The sequence below is a fragment of the Flavobacterium sp. N2820 genome (assembly GCF_025947285.1).
Lineage (GTDB): Bacteria > Bacteroidota > Bacteroidia > Flavobacteriales > Flavobacteriaceae > Flavobacterium.
In genome coordinates this window covers 582,430-609,187 of record NZ_CP110008.1, presented here as the reverse complement: position 1 = coordinate 609,187, position 26,758 = coordinate 582,430, and the positions used below count along the sequence as shown (strand labels likewise).

Below are 26,758 nucleotides of genomic sequence, written 5' to 3'. Positions count from 1 at the left end.
AAAGTGAGCCAAATTTTTACAAAAATACTATTAAAAGCATTGCATACAAAGTTATTTCATATCGTTTTTTCAGTAATTTTACTAACATTAGGAACAACGTCAGTTTTTTCTCAAGAAATTAAGTTTACCGATTCTATAAAACTTAATTCTATTGACCTTGTAAAAGTAAAAGATTCTACTGTCCAAGATTCATCTAAAAAAAAGAAACCCTTTTTAGATGGAATTGTGAATATGAAAGCAAAGGATTATGAAAAAATGGATCAGAAAAAAAAGCAACTCACTTTGTATAATGAAGCTTCAATTAAATACACGGATTTTGATATAAAAGCAGGAAAAATTGTATATGATTTTGATAAAAAACAAGTGTATGCTGGAAGAATTAAAGATTCAGCCGGAAACTTTATTCAACGTCCTGTTTTTACACAAGGAAGCAATGTAGTTGAACCTGATTCTATTGTTTACAATAATGTTACTGGAAAAGCTTTAATTTGGAATTCAAGAACCAAACAAGGTGAATTAAACATTAAAGCTGAAATTTCTAAACGTGAAAATGACTCTGTTTTTTTCATGAAAAATGCACGATTAACATCCTCTAAAAATATTGATGATCCAGAATACTATATTCTAATTCGAAAAGTAAAATTTGTCCCAAAGAAAAAAGTAGTTGCAGGCCTAAGTAATTTAGTAATTGCAGATGTACCCACTCCTATTGGACTCCCGTTTGCTTATTTTCCGATGACCGAAGAAAGCATTTCTGGATTTATTATGCCAACACCAGGACAAAATAACAGACAAGGTTATTTTTTACAAAACGGTGGCTATTATTTTGCTTTAAGTGATTATTATGATTTGGCCGTGCTTGGTGATTATTATACCAATGGTAGCTATGGATTAAGGGCCGAGAGTAGTTATGCCAAACGTTATAAATTCAACGGACGTGTAAATCTTCGTTTTGAAAACAATATTCAAAGTGAAAAAGGTTTTCCTGATTATATAAAATCTAAACAATATAATATTCAATGGTCGCACAGCCAAGATGCAAAAGCGGCTGCTAATTCTAGGTTTTCAGCTTCTGTTAACTTGGGAAGTAGTCAATATTTTAGACAATCTGTAAATTTAAATAATGTAGGAGCTGGATTAAATAACAATTTAAGTTCTTCCGTTTCGTATTCAAAAACTTTTCAAACTGTTCCACAAGTAAATATGTCGTTATCGGCTACACATTCTCAAAATACTAATTCGGAACAAATAGATATGACTTTACCTACATTTCAAGCAAGTGTAGATCGAATTTTCCCTTTTGCTCCAAAAGATGGAGTAAAAAAAGGTTTTTTTAAGAACATCAATTTACAATATAACATAAGAGGCGAAAATAGAATTAAAACTGCAGATTCATTATTTTTTAAATCACAAATGTTTAGAGATGCAAAAACAGGATTTCAGCACAGTATTCCAATCAACACCAACTTTAAAATTTTTAAGTATTTTAGTGTTTCGTTAGGAGCTGCTTACAATGAAGTTTGGGCATTTAACACCGTAAAAAAATACTTCAGTACAATTGAAAACGAAGTAATTACGGAAGATCAAAAAGGATTTGAAGCTTTTAGAACTTATAACTTTAGTGCAGGAATTGGAACTACAATTTATGGTACATTTAATTTCGGCGAAGACAAAAAAATCCAAGCCATTAGACATGTAATGCGTCCAAATATTTCCTATGGTTATACACCAAGTTTTGAACAATATTTCGACACTTATGCAATTGATGCAACTGGATTAACAACAGAAGAATATACTAAATTTGATGGTGGATTATTTGGTGCACCTGGAAAAAGTTATTCAAATAATCTAGGTTTTTCTTTAAGCAACACATTTGAAGCTAAAGTTAAGGATAACGAAAGTAAAAAAGGAGAACCTAAAAAAGTAATGTTAATTAATAACTTAAATTTAGCAACAAGTTACAATTTAGCAGCTGATTCATTGGCTTGGTCACCAATGCGTATTTCAGGAGGAACGCAATTGTTCAAACAAAAAATGAATATCAACTTTGCAACAACTCTTGACCCTTATGCAATAGACAACTCAGGAAAAAGAATTGAAAAATTCAATATTGACAATGGAGGAAGTCTTTTTAGAATGACTAGTGCAAACATGACAATTAATTATGCTTTTTCTAGTACCGATAAGGAAAAGAAAACCGATAAACAAAACCTACAAAACGGTGGAACAGGTGACGATTTATTTGGCACAAGCTCCGATTTAAGTGATTCTAGACAAAGTCTATTTAACAAAGATGAGGAAGAAACTGAAAAGGAAGGTAATTATGAATGGTATGCTACAAAACTACCTTGGGATTTACGTTTAGCCTACTCGGTAACCTATAGTAATTCAAATCGCGAAAATGACATTTCATCACAATCTTTAATGGCTTCAGGAAATGTTGAATTAGCACCTCGATGGAAAGTGGGATTTTCCTCAGGATATGATTTCAAACAAAAAGGGGTTACTTTTACACAATTGCGTTTTGAAAGAGATTTAGAAAGTTGGCGCATGAGTTTTAATTGGGTTCCATTTGGTACAAACACCTATTGGGGATTTTTCATAGGAATTTCTTCTTCTGTGTTGAGCGATATAAAATATGACAAACGTCAATTACCAGATAGAGTATTTTAATTAGATTTTTAAAAATTAAATTTCCATGAAAAAAATAATTTATACCGAAAATGCGCCTGCTCCTATTGGTCCATATAACCAAGCGGTTTTGGTGGGAAACACTCTGTATACATCAGGACAAATTGCCCTTAATCCACTAACTATGGAATTGGTTTTAGATGACATTGAAACTGAAACCAAACAAGTAATGGAAAACATGAAAGCAGTTTTAGCAGCAGCTGATATGACATTCGAAAATGTAATTAAAACTTCCATTTTTATTATGAATATGAACGATTTTACACGAATCAATTCTGTCTACGGGAGTTATTTTGATGAAGCAACTGCTCCAGCCCGAGAAACGGTTCAAGTAGCTTGTTTACCAAAAAATGTAAACATTGAAATTTCAATGATTGCCATAAAATAATAAAAAAGGTCAGATTAAACTCTGACCTTTTTTATTTAAATCCCTGCTATTTCTTTTAGTTCCTTAACAAATCTTTCGGCTAAAATATCAGCTTCTGATTGTGTGGGCGCTTCTGTATAAATTCTAATAATTGGTTCTGTATTTGATTTTCTTAAATGTACCCATTCAGTAGGGAAATCAATTTTTACTCCGTCAATAGTCGTAATGTTTTCCGATTTATATTTTTCGGTTAACGTAGCTAAAACATTATCTACATCAATTTGAGGCGTTAATTCAATTTTATTTTTACTCATGTAATATTGCGGATAAGAAGCTCTAATTTCGGCAACTGTTTTATCTTGATTTGCCAAATACGTCAAAAACAAAGCAACGCCAACCATGCTATCTCTTCCATAATGCGATGTTGGATAAATGATTCCACCATTACCTTCACCTCCAATAATCGCATTGGTTTTCTTCATTAATTCTACAACATTAACTTCTCCCACAGCACTTGCCTGATAGGTTCCACCATGTTTTTCTGTAATATCGCGTAAAGCACGAGAAGACGACATGTTTGAAACGGTATTTCCTGGAGTTTTTGATAAAACATAATCAGCTACAGCTACCAAAGTATATTCTTCGCCGAACATTTCACCATCATTTGAAATGAAAGCCAATCGATCCACATCTGGGTCAACTACGATTCCAAAATCGGCTTTTTCTGCTACAACCAATTTACAAATATCACCCAAATGTTCTTTCAAAGGCTCCGGATTGTGCGGAAAATGACCATTTGGTTCGCAGTATAATTTTACGACTTCCACCCCCATTTGTTCTAATAAATTAGGGATAATAATTCCACCAGACGAATTCACACCATCAACTACTACTTTGAATTTCTTCGTTTTTACCAAATCAGCATCAACCAAAGGCAATTCTAACACTTCATCTATGTGAATATCCATATAAGCATTGTTTTCAATAACTTCGCCCAAATTGTCTACATCCGAAAAATCAAAAGCTTCATTCTCAGCAATCTCTAAAATTAACTCACCTTCTTTTCCACTTAAAAATTCACCTTTTTCATTTAACAATTTAAGTGCATTCCATTGTTTGGGATTGTGTGAAGCTGTTAAAATAATTCCTCCATCAGCTTTTTCAAGCGGAACAGCAATTTCAACTGTTGGCGTAGTTGACAAACCCAAATCAATTACATCGATTCCTAATCCAACCAAGGTATTCATTACTAAATTATGAATCATTGGTCCCGAAATTCGTGCATCACGACCAATAACTACTTTCAATCGTTCGTTACCTTTTGAAGCGTGTCTTATTTTTAAAAAAGAACCATATGCAGAAGCAAATTTTACGGCATCAACTGGAGTTAAATTGTCACCAACTGCACCGCCAATTGTGCCTCGAATTCCTGATATTGATTTTATTAATGTCATTTAATCTTAGTTTAAAAAGTTAAAGGTCTAAAAGTTTAATAGTAAACCAAATTATACTACAAATATAAAAAGTTAGAAATTGGATTTAGATAAAACTTGGAAAGATTTTTATATATTTACGAGAGAAATTTCTGAAATTAAAACCTTTAAACTCCTAACCACTTAACCCTCTAAGCTTTTTCAATATGAACTATCTTGCACATATTTACTTATCAGGAACCAACGATTTGTTAAAAATCGGAAATTTCATGGCAGATAGTATCAAAGGAAACGATTATGAAAAGTATGCACCTGAAATCAAAAAAGGTATTTTATTACACCGCCACATTGATAGTTTTACTGATTCACACCCCATTTACAGACGAAGCAAACACCGTTTACATGAAAAATATGGTCATTATTCGGGTGTGATTATGGATATTTTGTATGATCATTTTTTGGCAAAAAACTGGAGCAAGTTTTCCAATGAAAAATTAGAAGATTATGCCAACGATTTCTATCAATTATTACAAGACAACTACGATATTTTAACGGAAAGAATCAAAGGAATGATGCCGTATATGATTGCCCGAAATTGGTTGGTTAGTTATGCAACAATAGAAGGTTTAGAAATGATACTGTTTCAAATGGATTACAAAACCAAGCACAGAGCCAATATGCAAGAAGCTGTTGTGGAATTACAAGATTTTTACTCCGAATTTGAATCGGAATTTTTTCTCTTCTTTGAAGAATTAACTGTTTCGTGTCAACAAAAAATAATTGATTTGGAATGATTTTTTATTTTTTAAATTAATTCAAGTACCTTCGTAAAATAGTTTAAAAAAAATGCCAAAAGATAGAGCCTTTCAGTTAAAAAGATTCCTAAACAGAAGTTTTAGAAAACTTGAACGATTGATTTTTATTTTGAAAGCATTACTCACGCCGAGACAATTCATCTATTTATCTTGTGTTTTAGTGGGTATTTCATCAGCCTTAGCCGTAATAATTCTAAAATCGTTTGCACACTGGGTTTTTAAATCATCCCAAAAATTAGATGACATCTTACACCTTCCGTTTAGTAATAGTACTTTGCCTATTATCGGAATTATCATCACGGTAATCATTATTAAAAAAGTATTAGAAGGTTCTATAGAAAAAGGAACTTCGCAAATTATGTATGCTGTAGCCAAAAAGCGAGGCATTATGCCCAGAAAACAAATGTTTGCCCAAATTATAACGAGTTCGTTTACTGTTGGTATGGGCGGAAGCGCAGGTTTAGAATCACCAATTACCATTACTGGAGCTGCTTTTGGAAGTAATTATGCACAAAATTACAGACTAAGTTATAAAGATAGAACGCTGTTATTAGCCTGTGGTGTTGCAGCCGGTATAGGTGCTGCCTTCAACGCTCCAATAGCAGGTGTTTTATTTGCTATTGAAGTAGTTTTAGCCGAAATTAGTATTACCGCATTTATTCCAATTATGATTAGTGCGGCAACAGGTGCTTTAATTTCTACAATAGTTTTGAACGATACCATTTTATTTTCCTTTAAAAAGGTACAATTTTTTGATTTTCATAATCTGCCTTATTACATTTTATTAGGTGTTTTAAGCGGATTTGTTTCAATAAATTATGCCAGAACATTCCGAAAAATAGAACATTATTTTGCTAAATTAAAATTTAATTACATCAACAAAGCTTTATTTGGTGCGGGAATTTTAGGTATTTTAATTTTCTTTTTTCCATCACTTTTTGGCGAAGGATATGAAAGCATCAAGTTATTAGCCGACAATCAGTCCGCAAAATTAGTGCAAAATACAGTTTTTGAACGCTTCCAAGATTCATCTTGGATTTTGCTAATTTTTGTTAGTTTAACGATGTTAATCAAAGTGTATGCAACCAGTTTAACGCTTGGTGCTGGTGGAAATGGAGGCAATTTTGCTCCTTCCCTATTTGTGGGTTCCTATTTAGGGTTTTCGGTGGCTACCTTTTTTAATTTAACAGGTTTTACAAAGCTTCCTATTGGAAATTTTACTTTAGTAGGAATGGCAGGAATTCTAAGCGGATTGTTTCATGCACCTTTAACCGCAATTTTCTTAATTGCAGAAATTACAGGTGGTTATAATTTGATGGTTCCTTTAATGATTGTTTCATCTGTGAGTTTTGCCATTTCTAAACGTTTTGAACCCTATTCATTTGACATTAAAAATTTAGCAGATAAAGGGGAAGTTTTCACCGATAATCGCGATACCAATATTTTAAATTCTATCGATGTTTCTAAACTTATTCAAACCGATTTTAAACCAATTTCGTTGAGCAATAGTTTAGAAGAATTGGTTCAGAAAATTCAAGAAACAGACGAACATATTTTTCCCGTTTTAGACGAAAAAAATAACTTGTTAGGACTTATTCATTTGGATGAAATTCGCCCTATTGTTTTCTCACAATTCAAAGTGAAATATACATCGGTTGAAGAAATCATGCAGCAACCAAAAGAACTAATTTTCTATGATGAAACACTTGAAACCATCATGGATAAATTTGATGCTTCAGAATGTAAAGTTTTACCGGTACTAAAAAATGGTGTCTTTCTTGGTTTTATGCACAAACAATTAATTTTGGAAAAATATAGACATCGCCTAAAATCGATGATTATTGAATAAATGTACCATATTTAACAAATTCTTATTCTTACTTCTACCTAAATTTTAGCACTAAAATCAGTATCTTTGCGTTTTGCCAAAAATTATGCAACACACTACAGAAGAAACTATTGAAATTATTGGTGCCAGAGCCCATAACCTTAAAAATATTGACGTATCTATTCCACGTGAAAAACTTGTGGTTATTACAGGTTTATCAGGTTCCGGAAAATCGTCATTGGCATTTGATACAATTTATGCCGAGGGTCAACGAAGATATATTGAAACGTTTTCTGCTTATGCACGTCAATTTCTTGGCGGATTAGAACGTCCAGATGTTGATAAAATCGACGGTCTTTCTCCTGTGATTGCCATTGAGCAAAAAACCACTAGTAAATCGCCTCGTTCAACCGTTGGAACTATTACAGAAATATATGATTTCTTACGTTTGTTGTATGCAAGAGGTGCCGATGCATTTAGCTACAACTCAGGCGAAAAAATGGTTTCGTATTCTGATGACCAAATAAAACAGTTGATTTTAGAAGATTTTAATGGAAAACGCATCAATATTTTAGCACCAGTTGTTCGTTCTCGTAAAGGACATTATCGCGAATTATTTGAACAAATTGCCAAGCAAGGTTTCTTAAAAGTTCGTGTGAATTGTCAAATTCGGGATTTAGAATTTGGCATGAAAGTCGATCGTTATAAAACGCATGATATTGAAATTGTTATTGATAGAATGGCAATTGATACCGAAGAAGATACCGACAAGCGTTTATCGGAAAGTATCAAAACCGCTATGTATCATGGTGATGACGTAATGATGGTGATTGAACAAGAAAGTCAAGAAGTGCGCTTTTACAGCCGTAATTTGATGTGTCCAACTTCTGGAATTTCGTATCCAAATCCTGAACCAAATAATTTTTCATTCAATTCTCCAAAAGGAGCTTGTCCGTGTTGTAACGGATTAGGAACTGTGAATGAAATCAATTTACAGAAAATTATTCCGAATCCGAAATCATCAATTAAAAATGGTGGTTTTGCACCTTTGGGAGAATATAAAAGTTCTTGGATTTTCAAGCAATTGGAAATAATTGCTCAAAAATATGATTTCAAAATAACCGATGCCATTGAAGATATTCCGCAGGAAGCAATGGATATGATTTTGTATGGAGGAAACGAAAAATTCTCAGTCGTATCAAAGGTTATGGGGATTACTAAAGATTATAAAATCGATTTTGAAGGGATTTCAAACTTCATTAAAAATCAATACGATAATTCCGATTCGGCAAGCATTAAACGCTGGGCAAAAGAATTTATGGACGAAAATAATTGTCCAGATTGTGAAGGCACACGTTTGAGAAAAGAATCATTATATTTCAAATTAAACGGAAAAAACATCGGCGAATTAGTTCAAATGGACATTGCCGAATTATCAGTATGGTTTGCAGATTTAGATAATCATTTATCTGAAAAACAAAAAGTTATTGCAGTTGAAGTTGTAAAAGAAATTACAGCGAGATTGCAATTTTTATTAGACGTTGGTTTGAATTATTTATCATTAAACAGAAGTTCCAAATCGCTTTCTGGTGGTGAAGCACAACGTATTCGATTGGCTACGCAAATTGGTTCGCAATTGGTTGGTGTTTTGTATATTTTAGATGAACCAAGTATTGGTTTGCACCAAAGAGACAACGAACGATTAATAAAATCGTTAGAAAGTTTACGTGACATTGGAAACTCAGTAATCGTAGTAGAACACGACAAAGACATGATCGAACGTGCCGATTATGTCATTGATATTGGTCCTAAAGCCGGTCGTTTTGGAGGACAAATCATCAGTAAAGGAACACCGAAAGAACTATTAAAAGAAGATACGATTACCGCACAATATTTAAACGGTAAAATGAAGATTGAAGTACCAAAAACACGTAGAGAAGGCAACGGAAAATCAATCAAACTATCAGGTGCAACGGGGAATAATTTAAAAAATGTTTCAATTGAAATTCCATTAGGAAAATTAGTTTGCGTTACGGGTGTTTCGGGAAGTGGAAAATCGACATTGATTAACGAAACCTTGTATCCGATATTAAACGCACATTTTTTTAATGCGGTAAAAAAACCACAACCTTATAAGAAGATAGAAGGTTTAGAACATATTGATAAAGTTATCGACATCGACCAAAGTCCGATTGGAAGAACACCACGTTCAAATCCAGCTACTTATACCGATGTTTTTTCAGAAATAAGAAGTTTATACACACAAACGCCAGAAGCCATGATTCGTGGTTATAAACCAGGAAGATTTAGTTTCAATGTAAAAGGCGGTCGTTGTGAAACTTGTGAAGGTTCTGGTGTTAGAACGATTGAAATGAGCTTTTTACCAGATGTATATGTGGAATGCGAAACCTGTATGGGAAAACGCTTCAATAGAGAAACTTTAGAAATTCGTTACAAAGGAAAATCGATTTCAGATGTGTTGAACATGACAGTAGATGAAGCAGTAGAATTCTTTGAAAATATTCCGAAAATCTATCGAAAAGTTAAAACGATTCAAGATGTTGGATTAGGTTATATTACATTAGGTCAACAAAGCACAACACTTTCAGGTGGTGAAGCCCAACGTATTAAATTGGCTACAGAACTTTCCAAAAAAGATACGGGTAACACGTTTTATATTTTAGATGAACCCACTACAGGATTACATTTTGAAGACATTCGAGTATTAATGGATGTAATTAATGTCTTGGTTGAAAAAGGAAATACAGTGTTAATTATTGAACATAATTTAGATGTTGTGAAATTGGCAGATTATGTAATTGATATTGGTTACGAAGGTGGAAAAGGTGGTGGAGAGGTTGTAGCAAAAGGAACTCCCGAAGAAATTGTCAAAAATAAAAAAAGTTATACAGCGCAGTTTTTGAAAAAAGAATTATCTTAGCAACATAATTACTACACACAACAACACTGCTAAAACTTTATTATTAACTTTAATATTTTGTTTTTCAACAAATAAATAAAATTATTATGGCAGCAGATCAATACGAAAACGACGATCACAGAATTCAAGAAAAATTCAAGCAAAAAACTTGGAACGAAATACGATCAAACGATTCTTGGGCAATTTTTAAAATTATGTCAGAGTTTGTAAATGGTTATGAATCTATGGGAAGAATAGGTCCTTGTGTATCTATTTTTGGTTCGGCAAGAACCAAACCTGAAGATAAAAACTATTTATTGGCCGAAAAAATTGCATTCAAAATCAGTAAAGCGGGTTATGGTGTAATTACGGGTGGTGGTCCTGGAATCATGGAAGCAGGAAACAAAGGAGCACATTATGGAGGCGGAATTTCTGTTGGTTTAAACATCGAATTGCCTTTCGAGCAACATTTTAATCCATATATCGATAAAGATAAAAATTTAAATTTTGATTATTTCTTCGTAAGAAAAGTAATGTTTGTAAAATACTCGCAAGGCTTCGTGGTGATGCCAGGTGGTTTTGGAACTTTAGACGAATTATTCGAAGCCGTAACATTGATTCAAACTAAAAAAATTGGAAAATTCCCTATTATTTTGGTAGGAACAGAATTTTGGTCCGGTTTATTAGATTGGATTAAAACCGTTATGATTGACAAAATGAAAAATGCCAATCCAGAAGACATGAACTTAATCAAAGTAGTAGATACGGAAGATGAAGTATTAGAAGCGTTAGATAACTTCTACAAAAAATACAATTTATCACCAAACTTCTAATAATTAAAAAGGTCAGATTAAATAATCTGACCTTTTTAATTTATTTATCGTTTCCTTTTCCTTTATTTCCTTTTCCACGATTATCATTTTCTTTATCTTTTCTTCCGTTATTAGTATCTTTAAATTTTGGTTTAGATTTATAATTTGGAGCATTTTTTTGTTTCTTTTTATATTTATATTTTATCTTATGATCACTATTAAAATATTGAGGATAACTTCCAAAATAATCCAATTGAATCTGAGTACTTTTTCCTAAATTAATTGTTCCAAAAATTGATGGTAAACGAATTCCAACTTGCCACTTTCCTCCATTAACATAGATATATACTTTCTTTTGTAAATCAAAATAAAAATTATGATCCGGAAAATAAATATGTCTTGTTTTGGCTCTATATCCGTGAGCAGGAGCCCAAGGTGGTGGACCTTGTGAAAAAACATCTGCAGGCATTACCAACATAAATACTAAAATCAATGCCCCAATAATAGTTACTGTTTTGTTCTTAATCATTTTCATAGTAGGTAATTTTAATCGTTATTCTAAAGGTTAAACAAGAATACTGCCAAAATTATTATTTTTAAAATTTTTACATGAATTTTAAAAATATCATCTCACAATAATTTTCTTTGTTGTAGATTGATTTCCGTTTGTGACTTTAACCAAATACATTCCTGCATTCAAATCTAAATTTATTTGAACATTGTTTTCAAAATCTTGAATTAGAACCAATTGACCAGTTATAGTGTAAATTTCTACTTTTGAAATTCCTTCTAAGCCAGAAACTATCAAATATTCCGTTGCTGGATTTGGATAGACCACTACTCTATTTTCAATAGGATTTTGTGTAGATAACGTTGAAGACCAAGGCTGTCCAAAATTAGCTCCAAAAATATAATCCGCTAAAAGAGGATAATCAATAAAAGGATTACGATTCATTTGCCAAGTATAAATGTAATTATTTCGGTTCATTTCAAAATCATCTCTAGGATCGGTATTATTCCAAGTTAATAGCGTAGCTAAATCACCCATTTGACCAACAATTGCATCCGAAGGATTACCATTAACTAACGTTAAACCGTTGTATCGAACAGCCATATAGAATAATGAACGAGCCACATCTCCATTCCAACTACCTTGATTTCCAGCTGGTCCATTATAGTCAGAACCATAATCACGATTACTTCTTGTCGAATTTTCTGCTCCGTCTTCAGCTCTTAAATGATGAGCATCGGCATGTCCAGCTAATATATCATCTGCATTTGTAGGCAACCAAACACCTATTCCGTCCGCAGTAGAGGAAGTTCCTCCAGAAAACCCTCCTCTTGATTGAGGAAAAATATGTTCTCTATTCCAAACTCCAATATTACTAGAACCAACTTGGTAATCTAAAATAGCCCTTGGAGACTCTACATACATTTGCCAAACTTGATTAGAATTCGATGGATTTTTATCTGCTTCTTTTAAAATGTATTCTATATCTCCATAACTATGAGCACGAACAACCGCAGGATTTGCAATAATATTTTGTAATTCTTGTTTCAAAGCATTACCAGATAAACCCTCTAAAGAATCATAATAACCGGCCGGGATTGTTGGTGCAACTACTCCATAGGTTGGCGATAAGGGTGAACCATAACTTTGAACTACAAAATCATTATCATAAATTCTTACTATAATATTATTGTTATTAGATACATAGCCAAATGGCAAATTTTGAACATTTATGAGCATTTCCTCATCACCTTCATCTGTTGTATCATCAAATAGAAAAACTGTGTTTTGTGTGGTTGTAGAACCTACGGGTATACTTACTGTTAAATTAGTTCCTGAATAATCATTAACCATAAAATTCCCATTTACAAGGGTAAAATTAAATATTAAATCAGAACCAGATACAGGTTGACTTGTTGTAAAAGTTATGGGAATATTTTCACCTTCAATGTAATTCGTTTGGGGTAATGATACACTAATGTAATTTAATACAACTCCACTTCCATCATTATTTACACCAGGCGTAGGAATTTTTACTTCATAGGTACCATCATTTTTTCTTTGAATAGAATGAGCAGTGCCCTGACTATTTGCATTTTCATTGGAACAAATCGTTATTCCTAAAATTGACATTAAATTTGTTGGAACTGAAGCTGTATTATTGTGTGCAACTGCATCAATCAAATTTGTCGCTGTTGCAAGTGTTCCTGGCTGAACAACATATTGAAAATCGGATGCATTACCAAGATACAAAGCCACAACATCAGGACCATTCTGAATCCTATTGTTTGAAATAATTCCAGCTGGTGCGGGTGTTACTTGAGAGTTTCCAAAATGAATTATCCCATTGATGTCGGTTATAAAACCATCTAAATCATAAGCATAATAACACGATGTATTGGTTTCATTAAAAAAAACCAAGACGTAACCGTCTAATGAAAAATTAGGCGAAACTGACTTCAATTCAACAAATTCTAACAAATCAGAACCAGGTGTATCGGCATCAATTTCGTTGATTACGACTTGGGCTGAGGAGAAAAAACTAAAAAATAAAAAAAACGCAAAAAATAAATGTGAGGGCATGATACTATTTTTATCAAATATACCTATTTTATTAGGAAAGTAAAACAATTTTAAGTTATTATTGCGTAAATATTAAGCATTTGATAAGTTATTTCTACTTTGTTTTGTATATTTTTATAAAAAAATTAGAATTTTCTTACGCAACCAATTAATCAATAAAATCATCTAAAGAAAAAATTCCAAGTTGAAATCTAACTATATATACATTTTTTTAATCATTTTTTCTGTTTCAGTTTCTGCGCAGCATTCTTCAAAAATGAATGTTAAAGTGGACACTGAAAAAAAATTATTGTATGTTAATCATCTTTTAACTTATAATAATACTTCAAATGACACTTTGTATAATTTGATTCTTAATGATTGGAACAATGCTTTTTCAAGTAAAAATTCAGCGTTAGCTAAAAGATTTTCAGATGAATTTTCAAGAGTTTTTCATCTAGCGAAAGAAGAAGATCGAGGAAATACTTCTATAAAGGCCATTGTTGATTCTACTGCTAAAAATATAAGTTGGGAACGCCCAAATAACCGTGTTGATGTAATAAAAATTGCTTTAAACACCCCTATTCTTCCTTGTTCAAAACAAACTATCACATTGCTTTATGTGGTAAAAATTCCAAATGAGAAATTTACAAAATATGGTTTTGACTCTGAAGGAAATATAACATTAAAACATTGGTTTTTAAATCCTTCTAGATATGAAAACAAACAATTTGTAATCCAAAGCAATGAAAATTTAGACGATATTCCTAATGCGTTTACAAATTTTGAAATTGAACTAGTTATCAATGAAAATTATACTGTTTCTAGTAATTTAAATGAGATAAACCAACAACTGAACAAGTCAAAAAAACATTATGTATTAAATGGAACAAACAAGAATGAAGTTACATTATCATTGGAACTTAAAAATTCTTTTGTTTCATATAAAAATGAAATCATTGAAGTGAGTTGTGGTTTGGACGACTCAAAAGTTAATGAAGTGGAAAAAGCAATTATCATAGATAAAATTACCCGATTTACAGCTTCAAAGTTAGGAAATTCACTTACTTCAAAAATTTTAGTTACTCAAGAAGATTATCAACGCCAACCTTTTTATGGATTAAATCAATTACCTGGATTTTTAAGTCCGTTTCCTAACGAATTTATGTTTGAATTAAAATTCCTGAAAACATATTTAAATAATTATTTAAAAGAAAATTTACAATTAAATCCAAGAAAAGAGTATTGGATTTATGATGGAATTCAGGTTTTTCTAATGATGAAATATATTGAAGAGAATTATCCTGATCTAAAAATGACTGGAAATTTAGCAAATATGAAAATTTTAAAATCATATCATTTTATTAATCTGCCATTTAACCAGCAATATAATTATTTGTATATGTTAATGGCTCGCAAAAACTTAGACCAGCCACTTAGCGAACCAAAAAACAAACTAATAAAATTTAATGAACAAATTGCTAGTAAATACAGAGCCGGATTAAGTTTAAATTATCTGGACGATTACCTTGGAAATGAAATTGTTCTTTCAAGCATCAAAGAGTTTATTCAAGAAAATCAATATGTAGAATCTAATTCGAGACAATTTGAGACAATTCTTGAAAAAAATGCCTCAAAAAAAATTGATTGGTTTTTTAGAACGATCATCGAAACTAGAGAATTAGTAGATTATAAATTTGGGAAAGTATCCAAAACAAATGACTCTATTTCTGTAAATATTATAAACAAAACCAATACTAATGTACCCATTTCTTTATATCAATTAAAAGATAATAAAGTAGTTAACAAAATGTGGTTAACCAATATTAAAACAGATTCAACTCTAGTAATTCCTAGAATGGGAGCTGATAAAATCACTTTAAATTACAATAACGAAGTACCCGAATATAATCTCAGAAATAACTGGAAATCATTAAAAGGCTTTTTTTTTAATAACCGCCCTTTAAAATTTAGTTTTTTCAAAGATTTAGAAGAGCCCTATTATAATCAAGTTTTTTATGTTCCAGAAGTGGAGTTCAACATTTATGATGGAATTGCTTTAGGAATGCGAATTAACAATAAGTCCATTCTAAATAAACCTTTTACTTTTAGTGCAACCCCAATGTATTCAAGTAATACAGGAACACTTGTAGGGAAATTTTCTGCTTTCGTTGATGATAATATTCGTGAAAAAGGCAAACTTTACAACATTCGATATTTAGTTACTGGAAGTCGTTTTCATTACACAAAAGATGCATTTTATACCGATTTTGTTCCTATCATCCAATTTAGATTTAGAGATGAAGATTTGAGAACAAATAAAAATGAATTTATTCAACTTAGACAAGTCTACGTTAATCGCGATAAATCTCAATTTACTACTGACACCAATACAGAAAACTACAATATTTTTAATGCAAAATATGGAAATTATCAGTCTGAAGGAACTAAACATTTTTCTATATTAAATGATTTACAAATTGCAAGTTCTTTTGGAAAAATAGCAACTGAAATTCACTACAGAAAATTATTTGAAAATAATCGCCAAATAAGTTTTCGCTTTTTTGCAGGAGCATTTATGTTTAATAGTACAAACTCTGACTTTTTTAGTTTTGGGTTAGACCGACCAAATGATTATATGTTTGATTATAATTTATTAGGAAGAAGTGAAACAACAGGAATTTACAGTCAACAATACATTTATGCAGAAGGGGGATTCAAATCTAAATTTAATACTCGCTTTGCTAATCAATGGATGACAACTATGAATGGCACATTTAATATTTGGAATTGGATACAAATTTATGGTGATGCTGGAATGCTAAAAAACAAATATGATAGTGCAAAATTTGTTTATGATTCAGGGTTTCACTTAAATTTAGTTCCTGATTATTTTGAACTCTTTTTACCCGTTTACTCTTCGAATGGGTTTGAATTGAATGCAAACAATTATGGCGAAAAAATTCGTTTTGTAGTTACGCTAAGTCCTAAAACATTAGTTTCTCTATTTACAAGAAAATGGTTTTAATAGTAAATCCGTAATTTTATTACGATATTCATAATTAAAAACCCCTTTATATTAAATTCATTAGTTTTTTTCAATTAAAAACGTTGATAAATTACTAATAATTAAAAAAAACTCAAGCAGTATATTGTTTTATAATTCCCTTTTAATTAAATTTGTTGAATTATCAATTTTGATTTGACTAGTTATGAATACATCAACAACTGCTGAAATAGTGTCTTTTGAAGATTTTAAAAAAGAAGTAATCAACGATTATAAAATAGCTACAATTAGTAGAGAGTGTAGTTTGCTTGGAAGACGCGAAGTACTTACTGGTAAAGCAAAATTTGGAATTTTTGGTGATGGTAAAGAAATACCCCAATTAGCATTAGCAAAAGCGTTTCAAAACGGAGATTTTCGCTCAGGATATTACCGCGATCAAACCTTTATGATGGCAATTGGAGCTATGAATATTGAACAATTCTTTGCGGGATTATATGGTCATACCGATATTAATTTTGATCCAATGAGTGCTGGTCGTCAAATGGGCGGTCACTTTGCAACACATTCGTTAGACGAAAAGGGTAATTGGAAAAACTTAACACAACAAAAAAATTCGAGTGCTGATATCTCTCCTACTGCTGGGCAAATGCCTCGTTTGTTAGGATTGGCTCAGGCTTCAAAAATATATAGAAATGTTTCAGGCATTAACCAAACCAACTTCTCTGAAAACGGAAACGAAGTAGCTTGGGGAACTATCGGAAATGCCTCTACTTCTGAAGGTTTATTTTTCGAAACCATAAATGCTGCTGGTGTTTTACAAGTACCAATGGTAATGAGTGTTTGGGACGACGAATACGGAATTTCAGTTCACGCACGTCATCAAACTACAAAAGAAAACATCTCGGAAATCTTAAAAGGTTTCCAACGTGACGAAGAAAACAACGGTTACGAAATCTTACGTGTTAAAGGTTGGGATTACCCTGCTTTAGTAGAAACGTATCAAAAAGCATCGCAAATTGCACGAGAAGAACATGTTCCAGTTTTGGTACACGTTCAAGAATTAACACAACCGCAAGGTCACTCTACTTCTGGAAGTCACGAACGCTACAAAAATGCAGAACGTTTGGCTTGGGAAGCAGAATTCGACTGTTTGACTAAAATGAAAACGTGGTTAATCGAAAACAATATCGCTACTTCAGAAGAATTAGAAGAAATTGATAATCAAGCTAAAAAAGACGTTTTAGAAGGTAAAAAAGCAGCTTGGAGTAACTTTACGGCTCCAATAAAAGCAGAACAACAAGAATTAGTTGGTTTGTTGAATAATATCGCTTCACAAAGTGAAAATAAAGTATTTATTGAAAAAATTGCTAATGATGTTGCATCAATAAAAGAACCAATTCGTAAAGATCTTTTAGTGGCTGCACGTAAAGTGTTGCGCATGATTATCAAAGAAAATTCTCGTGCAACTTTAGCTACATGGATAGAAAATTACACAGAAAAAATTCAGCCAAAGTTTAGTTCTCACCTATTTTCACAATCCGATAAAACCGTTTTAAAAACGAAAGAAGTTGCTCCAACTTATGATGCAACTGCTGAAGATGTTGATGCTCGTTTGGTTTTAAGAGACAACTTCGATGCTATCTTTTCAAAATATCCTGAAACATTAATTTTTGGTGAAGATTCAGGAAATATTGGTGATGTTAACCAAGGTTTGGAAGGCATGCAAGAAAAATACGGAGAATTACGCGTTGCCGATGTCGGAATTCGTGAAGCTACAATTCTTGGTCAAGGTATAGGAATGGCCATGCGAGGATTGCGTCCAATTGCTGAAATTCAATACTTAGATTATTTGTTGTATGCTATTCAAATTATGAGTGATGATTTAGCGACATTACAATACAGAACGGCTGGTCGTCAAAAAGCACCGTTAATCATCAGAACTCGTGGTCACCGTTTAGAAGGCGTTTGGCATTCAGGTTCACCTATGGGAATGATTATCAATGCAATCAGAGGAATTCACGTTTTGGTGCCAAGAAACATGACCAAAGCAGCTGGTTTTTATAATACTTTATTAGAAACAGACGAACCAGCATTGGTAGTAGAATGTTTGAATGGCTACCGTTTAAAGGAAAAAATGCCAACAAATCTAGGCGAATTCAAAACACCTATTGGAGTGGTAGAAACCATCAAAAATGGGACTGATATTACACTGGTTTCTTATGGCTCAACTTTACGTTTGGTAGAACAAGCCGCAAACGAATTAGAGTCGGTTGGAATTAGTGCCGAAATTATTGATATTCAATCATTATTGCCTTTCGATATCAATCATGACATTGTGAAATCGGTAGCAAAAACAAATCGTTTATTAGTCATTGACGAAGATGTTCCTGGTGGTGCAAGTGCTTATATTTTACAAGAAATTGTAGAAAACCAAAAAGCCTATCAACATTTAGATAGCGCACCGCAAACATTGGCTTCAAAAGCACATAGACCTGCTTATGGAACCGATGGTGATTACTTCTCAAAACCTTCAGCAGAAGACATTTTTGAGAAAGTATATGCGATTATGAATGAGGCAAATCCAACAAAATATCCAAGTTTATATTAAAAAATTTGTTTATTCGAAAATTAATTAGAAATATTTGCAACATACAATTAAGAAAATGATTTCAATTTTAAACAATACTTGGTGGTGGTCTAACTTACGTCGAACTTCGTGAGCGAAACCTGCTATAGTATCATTTAAAACCAAATACATAGAAAAGGCTTGTCAATCACGACAAGCCTTTTTTTATTGCCAAAAATTAACATCACATGCAAAAATATAAATTACATACCCATTACAAACAAATTCTTGCCGACACCATTACGCCAGTGAGTGTTTACTTAAAAATTCGTGATAAATTTTCGAATAGCATTCTGCTTGAAAGTTCTGATTATCATGCAAATGACAATAGTTTTTCTTATATCTGTTTTAATCCGATTGCTTCTTTTAAAGTGGAAAATCAAAAAATTGAAACGAATTTTCCAGATGGTTTTTCTGAAATCATTCCGATTGATTCCGATGTAAACGTGGCTAAAGAAATCGAAAATTTTTCAAAACAATTTCAAACTAAAAAATCTGATTTTAAATTCATTACACAAGGATTATTTGGTTACATAAGTTATGATACGATTCAATATTTTGAAAAAATTTCGATTGCTAATAAATCATTGGAAAACAAAATTCCAGAAATATATTATGCAGTTTATCAGAACATTATCGCCATCAATCATTTCAAGAACGAAGCCTATTTATTTTGTCATAGTATTGATGGAACTAATAACATTGCTGAAATCGAACAATTATTACAAGCAAAAAACTTTGCTTCCTTTTCGTTTCAAAAATCAGGAATCGCATCTTCTAACTTAACCGATGACGAATTCAAGAATTACGTTTCTTTAGCCAAAAAACATTGTTTACGCGGTGATGTCTTCCAATTGGTACTATCTAGAAGGTTCTCACAAGATTTTAAAGGGGATGAATTCAATGTGTATCGTGCTTTACGGAGTATTAATCCTTCACCCTATCTCTTTTATTTCGATTACGGAAATTTCAAAATTTTTGGCTCATCACCTGAAGCACAATTGATCATCAAAAATAATTTTGCCGAAATTCACCCAATTGCTGGAACGTTCAAACGCACAGGAAACGACGAAAATGATGCCGAATTAGCAAAAAAATTAGGCGAAGATCAAAAAGAGAACAGTGAACACGTTATGCTAGTAGATTTAGCAAGAAACGATTTAAGCCGAAATTGTCATGAAGTGAAAGTTGAAAAATACAAAGAAGTACAATTTTTCTCCCATGTGATTCATTTGGTTTCAAAAGTATCGGGAAAATTAAAAGAAAATCATACTTTTATGCAATTAGTTTCGAACACTTTCCCGGCAGGTACACTAACCGGTGCACCAAAAGTAAAAGCCATGCAATTGATCGAAAACATTGAAAAAACCAATCGAAGTTTCTACGGTGGTGCTATCGGAGTTTTAGATTTTGAAGGTAATTTCAATCACGCGATTATGATTCGTTCCTTTTTGAGTAAAAATCACACCTTACATTTTCAAGCTGGAGCAGGAATTGTAGAAAGTTCATCAGAAGAAAACGAAATGCAAGAAGTGTACAACAAGTTAGGTGCTTTACAAAAAGCTTTAGATTTAGCTGAGAAAATTTAATAATTTAAAAATTCAAAGATTAAAAAATTACAGGATAATAAATTTTCAATCTTTAAATCATTCAATCATAGAATAAACAAATGAAAATAGCAGTTATAGATAATTACGACAGTTTTACTTACAATTTAGTCCACTATTTAGAGGATTTGAATGCGAATGTAACCGTTTTTAGAAACGATGAATTTGAATTGAATGAATTAGAAAAATTCGATAAAATATTACTTTCGCCAGGACCAGGAATTCCAGATGAAGCGGGTTTGTTGAAAGAAGTTATTATAAAATACGCAAAATCAAAAAGTATTTTCGGAGTTTGTCTTGGCTTACAAGCTATTGGAGAAGTTTTTGGTGGAACTTTAACCAACTTAGAAAAAGTATATCACGGTGTCGCTACAAAAATTTCAAAAATAGAAGACGACTTTATTTTCAACGATTTACCAAATGAATTCGAAGTTGGGCGCTACCATTCTTGGGTCGTTTCCAACGAAAATCTTCCAGCCGATTTAATCGTAACTTCTACTGATGAAAACGGCCAAATTATGTCAATGAAACACGCTCATTTTGATATTCGAGGGGTGCAATATCATCCTGAAAGTGTTTTAACACCTTTCGGAAAAAAAATCTTAGAAAATTGGCTTAGCCATTAATTAGCAACTACATACACGCTTAATTTCTTACTTTACTAAAACAAAATCAGTGAAGTACAGCCCAACTTATGTCCAATTTTAAAACTCAAAACATATGAAAAATATATTAAATCGATTAATTCATCACGAAATATTATCCAAACAAGAAGCCAAAAACGTTTTGGTCAATATTTCTTCAGAAAGTTATAATCCAAGCCAAATTGCTGCTTTCATGACAGTTTACATGATGCGAAGTATTACTATTGAGGAATTAGCAGGTTTTCGTGAAGCTTTGTTAGAATTGTGTATTCCAATTGATTTTTCTGCTTACAACACTATTGATTTGTGCGGAACTGGAGGCGATGGAAAAGATACATTCAATATTTCCACTTTAGCTTCCTTCATAGTAGCTGGAGCTGGAATTAAAGTCGCAAAACATGGAAATTATGGCGTTTCCTCGATTTCGGGTTCGAGTAATGTAATGGAAAAAATGGGTGTAAAATTTACGAATGATTCCGATTTTTTGACCAAATCTATAGAAGAAACCAATATTGCTATTTTGCACGCACCACTCTTCCACCCTGCTATGAAAAATGTGGGTCCGATTCGAAAAGAACTAGGTGTGAAAACGTTTTTTAATATGTTGGGGCCAATGGTAAATCCTTCGTTTCCAAAAAACCAATTGGTGGGTGTTTTTAGTTTAGAATTGGCACGAATGTATGCTTATTTGTACCAAAATACTTCTACCAATTACTCTATTTTACATGGTTTAAGTGGTTTTGACGAAGTTTCATTAACCGATGAAGTAAAAATCATTTCCAACATATCCGAACAAATTTTAAAACCATCTGATTTCAAATTACCAGAATGCCAATTAGCAGCCATTAAAGGCGGAACAACTGTTGAAGAATCTGCTGAAATTTTCTACAATATCATTTCTGGAAAAGGGACAACAACGCAAAATAATGTAGTTTGTGTTAATGCAGCAATAGCGATTCAAACTGTTGAAAAATCAAGTTATGAATCAGCATTAGCCAAAGCACAAGAAAGTTTGGCCAGCGGAAAAGCATTTGAAAAATTAAAAAAATTAATCGCAATAAGTAATTAATCATGAACATCTTAGATAAAATCATTGCTGATAAAAAACGAGAAGTCGAATTAAAGAAAAGTATCATACCTATTTCTCAATTTGAAGCTTCAGTTTTATTCAATTCACGAACCTATTCATTAGTTAAACTTTTGAAAAATAGCCTTTCAGGAATTATTGCGGAACACAAACGTCGTTCGCCATCAAAAGAAGTAATTAATAACAATCATTCTGTTGAAGATGTTGTTTTAGGCTACCAAAATGCAGGTGTTTGCGGAATTTCTGTATTAACTGATACAACGTATTTCGGTGGAAGTTTAGAGGATTTGCTATTGGCAAAAGCTTCGGTAAATATTCCATTATTACGAAAAGAATTCATTATTGATGAATATCAAATTTTAGAAGCCAAAGCTCACGGAGCTGATGTTATCTTGCTAATTGCTGCGGTTTTAAGTCGAAAAGAAATCAAAAAACTGTCAGGTTTTGCACAAAGTTTGGGTTTAGAAGTATTGTTGGAGGTTCACAATATAGAAGAATTAGAAACTGCCATAATGCAGAGTTTAGACATGATTGGCGTAAACAATCGCAACTTAAAAACCTTCGAAGTGAACTTAGATTATAGCAAAGAATTAGCTTCTAAAATTCCAGATGAATTTGTGAAAATTTCAGAAAGTGGTATAAGTTCATTTGAAGCTGTAAAAGAATTACAACAATATGGTTTTCAAGGATTTTTAATGGGCGAACATTTCATGAAATCTGAAAATCCTGGATTAGAGGCTCAAAAATTCATTCAAAAAATGATACTATGAAAAACATAAAACTAAAAATTTGTGGCATGAAATATCATGAAAATATTGTGGAAATATCCGCTTTACAACCTGATTATCTGGGGTTTATTTTCTGGGAAAAATCAATTCGGAATATGGATATTGAATCGATTCCAAAAATCCAACCGAGTATTAAAAAAGTGGGAGTTTTTGTTGATGCTTCAATTGATGAAATTAGAGCAAAAGTAAATTTATTTCAACTCGATATTATCCAATTACATGGAAATGAAACGATTGCTTTTTGTAAAGAATTAAAAAAACTGAATATCGAAATCATCAAAGTTTTTTCTATCAATAACTTTTTTGATTTTAGTATTTTAAAAGATTTTATTCCTCAAATAGATTACTTTCTTTTCGACACAAAGGGAAAATTACCCGGTGGAAACGGCATCACATTCGATTGGAAAATTTTAGAAAACTATCCTTACGAAAAACCCTTTTTTTTAAGTGGTGGCATCGGAAAAACTGAAGTAGATGCTATTAAAGATTTTTTCCAAACAGAAGTAGCTAAAAAATGTATTGCCATAGATGTCAATAGTCGATTTGAAACAAAACCAGCATACAAAAGTGAAATCAAACTAAGAAAATTTAAAAAATTGCTTTGTGAAATTACCTATAAATAAAAATATGAAAACAAAATATAATGTAGACGAAAACGGATTTTATGGTCATTTTGGAGGTGCTTTTATTCCTGAAATGCTGTATCCAAATGTGGAAGAATTAAAGGGAAATTACCTGAAAATCATGGCTGAACCTTCATTCCAAGAAGAATTTAATACTTTATTGCAGCAATTTGTAGGACGACCAACACCATTGTATTTTGCAAAAAGACTATCTGAAAAATACAACACTAAAATCTATTTAAAACGCGAAGATTTGTGTCACACTGGAGCTCATAAAATTAACAATACTATCGGGCAAATTTTAGTAGCTAAGCAGTTAGGAAAAACCAGAATTATTGCTGAAACTGGTGCAGGTCAACACGGTGTTGCAACGGCTACCGTTTGCGCCCTAATGGGATTAAAATGTATTGTTTATATGGGCGAAGTCGACATCAAAAGACAAGCACCAAACGTAGCACGAATGAAAATGCTTGGGGCAGAAGTTCGTCCAGCTACTTCTGGATCAAAAACATTAAAAGATGCTACAAATGAGGCCATTCGTGATTGGATAAATAATCCTATAGATACGTTTTATATCATTGGTTCTGTGGTTGGGCCACATCCTTATCCCGACATGGTGGCACGATTTCAAAGTGTGATTTCTAAGGAGATTAAATCCCAACTATTAACACAAGAAGGAAAAGAAAATCCAGATTACGTAATTGCTTGTGTGGGCGGAGGAAGCAATGCTGCAGGAGCTTTTTATGAATTTTTAGACGACGATTCAGTAAAATTAATTGCGGTTGAAGCGGCTGGACACGGTGTAAATTCTGGAGAAAGTGCTGCCACCTCTGTATTGGGTAAAATCGGAATTATTCATGGAAGTAAAACCTTATTAATGCAAACCGAAGACGGACAAATCACAGAACCTTACTCTATTTCAGCAGGTTTAGATTATCCTGGAGTTGGTCCGCTTCATGCACATTTACACGATACAAAACGTGCAGAATTTATTGCCATAACTGATTCTGAAGCCATGCAATCAGGGTTAGAAGTATCAAAAACAGAAGGAATTATTCCAGCAATTGAAACAGCGCATGCATTTTCGGTTTTAGACAAAAAACAATTCCAACCAAATGATATTGTGGTCATCAACTTATCAGGAAGAGGTGATAAAGATTTGAATACGTATATCGATTATTTTAAATTTTAAACTCTAACCGCAAAGAACGCAAAGAGAATCGCAATGCTCGCAATGGTTTATCAATTCTTTGCGAACATTGCGTAAAACCTAGCGTCTTTGCGGTTAAATCAACAAAACCCTTAGTATCTTAAAAAATGAACAGAATCAACCAAAAATTACAAGAAGATAAGAAAGTATTATCCATCTATTTTACAGCGGGATTTCCAAAATTAAACGATACCGTTTCCATTATTCAAGAATTAGAAAAAAATGATGTAGATATGATTGAAATTGGATTACCTTTTTCAGATCCGCTAGCCGATGGTCCAATAATTCAAGAAAGTTCGACTATTGCCATTGAAAATGGTATGACGACTTCACTCCTATTCGAACAATTAAAAGAAATACGAAAAACCGTTCAAATTCCCTTAATTATTATGGGATATTTCAACCCAGTGCTGCAATTTGGAATGGAAAAATTTTGTCAAAAATGTGCTGAAGTGGGAATTGATGGATTGATTATTCCCGATTTACCTTTACAAATTTATGAAACTGAATACAAAACCATTTTTGAAAAATATAACTTGAAAAACATCTTTTTAATTACACCACAAACTTCATTGGAACGCATGCTACAAATTGATGCAATTTCAGATAGTTTCATTTATATGGTGAGTTCTGCAGCGGTAACAGGAAGTCAATCGGGTTTTGGTACAGAACAATTGGAATACTTCAAAAGGATAGCAAAAATGAAGTTAAAAAACCCACAAATCATTGGTTTTGGAATTAAAGATTTGACCACTTTAAATCAAGCAACGGAATTTCAAAAAGGAGCTATTATTGGTAGTGCTTTCATCAACTTTCTGAAAAAAAATCCTGTAACAAACATTTCAAATTTTATAAGACGTATTACATGCGGTTAATATTTTGTAATTCATAAAAAAAGCAACCAAAATATATGATATTCATATAAAATTTCATAAGATTTTTTATCATAAATTTTATTTATAACTTCATAAGAAATTAGCATTAAATTACTATGTTATCACTTCGATTTTGAGTAATTTTGCACTCAGAAAACAATAATAACTTTTTAAATAAAAAATCATGGCATTAGTAGGAAAAAAATTTCCAAACATTACAGTTGACGCAATCTCATTTATGGGAGACAACCTAAAAATCAACGTTTTAGAACAAGCGGTTAACAACAAGAAAAAAGTAATCTTATTTTGGTATCCAAAAGATTTTACTTTTGTATGCCCAACAGAATTACACGCTTTTCAAGCTGCTTTACAAGAATTTGAAAAAAGAAACACAATGGTTATTGGTGCTTCTTGTGACACAAATGAAGTACACTTTGCTTGGTTAAACACTGCGAAAGATAATGGTGGAATCGAAGGTGTAACTTACCCACTTTTAGCTGATACAACAAGAAACTTATCTGCTGCTTTAGATATCTTAGATGCAGAATGGGTTTATAATGAAGATTTAAATGATGAAATCTTAGAAGGTTCAAACGTAACTTTCAGAGCAACTTATTTAATTGATGAAGATGGAAAAATTTTCCACGAAAGTGTAAACGATATGCCATTAGGAAGAAACGTAAACGAGTATTTAAGATTAATTGATGCTTACACTCACGTTCAAACTAAAGGTGAAGTTTGTCCAGCTAACTGGGAAGAAGGAAAAGATGCAATGAGTGCTGATAGAAATAGTACTGCTGCTTATTTAGCTTCTCATTAATAATTTTGTTTCAAATTTCAGGTTTCAGGTTAT

At 32.2% G+C, this 26,758-nt stretch carries 19 protein-coding genes; 16 read left to right on the top strand and 3 right to left on the bottom strand.

The features are described from left to right. The first annotated feature begins 3 nt into the window (after nucleotides 1-3). Entirely contained in the window at nucleotides 4-2,673 is a 2,670-nt protein-coding gene (locus OLM52_RS02845; RefSeq protein ID WP_264549637.1) for a putative LPS assembly protein LptD, read from the top strand. Between the two features lie 25 nt (nucleotides 2,674-2,698). After that, nucleotides 2,699-3,079: a RidA family protein gene (locus tag OLM52_RS02840; protein WP_264549636.1), complete on the top strand. Its 381-nt coding sequence runs from the start codon at nucleotides 2,699-2,701 to the stop codon at nucleotides 3,077-3,079. Nucleotides 3,080-3,114: 35 nt separating this feature from the next. On the opposite strand, the gene glmM is transcribed toward OLM52_RS02840, so the two are convergent. Further along, nucleotides 3,115-4,512, bottom strand: a complete 1,398-nt coding sequence (gene glmM, locus OLM52_RS02835) for a phosphoglucosamine mutase (protein ID WP_264549635.1) — start codon at nucleotides 4,510-4,512, stop codon at nucleotides 3,115-3,117. A 185-nt stretch (nucleotides 4,513-4,697) separates the two neighbouring features. Between glmM and OLM52_RS02830 the strand changes: the two genes are divergently transcribed. From OLM52_RS02830 to OLM52_RS02815, 4 genes are all read left to right on the top strand, one after another. After that, complete coding sequence (locus OLM52_RS02830; protein ID WP_264549634.1) at nucleotides 4,698-5,285, top strand: ACP phosphodiesterase; 588 nt, start codon at nucleotides 4,698-4,700, stop codon at nucleotides 5,283-5,285. A gap of 52 nt (nucleotides 5,286-5,337) precedes the next feature. After that, the gene (locus OLM52_RS02825) at nucleotides 5,338-7,155 is read left to right on the top strand and encodes a chloride channel protein (RefSeq protein WP_264549633.1); all 1,818 of its coding nucleotides are present in this window, start codon (nucleotides 5,338-5,340) and stop codon (nucleotides 7,153-7,155) included. An 85-nt stretch (nucleotides 7,156-7,240) separates the two neighbouring features. Continuing rightward, a complete protein-coding gene (gene uvrA / locus OLM52_RS02820) occupies nucleotides 7,241-10,075 on the top strand; it encodes an excinuclease ABC subunit UvrA (RefSeq protein ID WP_264549632.1) in 2,835 nt (944 codons plus the stop codon). Between the two features lie 86 nt (nucleotides 10,076-10,161). Then, entirely contained in the window at nucleotides 10,162-10,887 is a 726-nt protein-coding gene (locus OLM52_RS02815) for a TIGR00730 family Rossman fold protein (RefSeq protein WP_264549631.1), read from the top strand. 40 nt (nucleotides 10,888-10,927) lie between these two features. Here OLM52_RS02815 and OLM52_RS02810 read toward each other — a convergent pair whose 3' ends face one another. Both OLM52_RS02810 and OLM52_RS02805 read right to left on the bottom strand, forming a co-directional pair. Further along, nucleotides 10,928-11,401: a hypothetical protein gene (locus OLM52_RS02810; protein WP_264549630.1), complete on the bottom strand. Its 474-nt coding sequence runs from the start codon at nucleotides 11,399-11,401 to the stop codon at nucleotides 10,928-10,930. 90 nt (nucleotides 11,402-11,491) lie between these two features. Next, nucleotides 11,492-13,459: an endonuclease gene (locus OLM52_RS02805; protein ID WP_264549629.1), complete on the bottom strand. Its 1,968-nt coding sequence runs from the start codon at nucleotides 13,457-13,459 to the stop codon at nucleotides 11,492-11,494. Nucleotides 13,460-13,715: 256 nt separating this feature from the next. Between OLM52_RS02805 and OLM52_RS02800 the strand changes: the two genes are divergently transcribed. The 10 genes from OLM52_RS02800 (at nucleotide 13,716) to OLM52_RS02755 (ending at nucleotide 26,725) form a co-directional block, all read left to right on the top strand. Then, a complete protein-coding gene (locus OLM52_RS02800; protein WP_264549628.1) occupies nucleotides 13,716-16,466 on the top strand; it encodes an aminopeptidase in 2,751 nt (916 codons plus the stop codon). Between the two features lie 184 nt (nucleotides 16,467-16,650). Beyond that, nucleotides 16,651-19,053, top strand: a complete 2,403-nt coding sequence (locus OLM52_RS02795) for a thiamine pyrophosphate-dependent enzyme (RefSeq protein WP_264549627.1) — start codon at nucleotides 16,651-16,653, stop codon at nucleotides 19,051-19,053. 206 nt (nucleotides 19,054-19,259) lie between these two features. Further along, nucleotides 19,260-20,660 (top strand): anthranilate synthase component I family protein, encoded by a 1,401-nt coding sequence (locus OLM52_RS02790; protein ID WP_264549626.1) that lies wholly within the window; start codon nucleotides 19,260-19,262, stop codon nucleotides 20,658-20,660. An 80-nt stretch (nucleotides 20,661-20,740) separates the two neighbouring features. Beyond that, the gene (locus OLM52_RS02785; RefSeq protein ID WP_264549625.1) at nucleotides 20,741-21,304 is read left to right on the top strand and encodes an anthranilate synthase component II; all 564 of its coding nucleotides are present in this window, start codon (nucleotides 20,741-20,743) and stop codon (nucleotides 21,302-21,304) included. Nucleotides 21,305-21,398: 94 nt separating this feature from the next. Beyond that, on the top strand, nucleotides 21,399-22,391 hold the full coding sequence (trpD, locus tag OLM52_RS02780) for an anthranilate phosphoribosyltransferase (RefSeq protein ID WP_264549624.1): 993 nt from the start codon (nucleotides 21,399-21,401) through the stop codon (nucleotides 22,389-22,391). A gap of 2 nt (nucleotides 22,392-22,393) precedes the next feature. Further along, nucleotides 22,394-23,179, top strand: a complete 786-nt coding sequence (trpC, locus tag OLM52_RS02775) for an indole-3-glycerol phosphate synthase TrpC (RefSeq protein ID WP_264549623.1) — start codon at nucleotides 22,394-22,396, stop codon at nucleotides 23,177-23,179. Continuing rightward, entirely contained in the window at nucleotides 23,176-23,820 is a 645-nt protein-coding gene (locus OLM52_RS02770) for a phosphoribosylanthranilate isomerase (RefSeq protein WP_264549622.1), read from the top strand. Before trpC ends, OLM52_RS02770 begins: the two co-directional genes overlap by 4 nt. A 4-nt stretch (nucleotides 23,821-23,824) precedes the next feature. Beyond that, nucleotides 23,825-25,012, top strand: coding sequence for a tryptophan synthase subunit beta (trpB, locus tag OLM52_RS02765; protein ID WP_264549621.1), 1,188 nt, complete (start codon nucleotides 23,825-23,827; stop codon nucleotides 25,010-25,012). Between the two features lie 125 nt (nucleotides 25,013-25,137). Further along, nucleotides 25,138-25,905 (top strand): tryptophan synthase subunit alpha, encoded by a 768-nt coding sequence (gene trpA / locus OLM52_RS02760; protein WP_264549620.1) that lies wholly within the window; start codon nucleotides 25,138-25,140, stop codon nucleotides 25,903-25,905. A 184-nt stretch (nucleotides 25,906-26,089) separates the two neighbouring features. After that, a complete protein-coding gene (locus OLM52_RS02755) occupies nucleotides 26,090-26,725 on the top strand; it encodes a peroxiredoxin (RefSeq protein WP_264549619.1) in 636 nt (211 codons plus the stop codon). Nucleotides 26,726-26,758 lie beyond the last annotated feature (33 nt).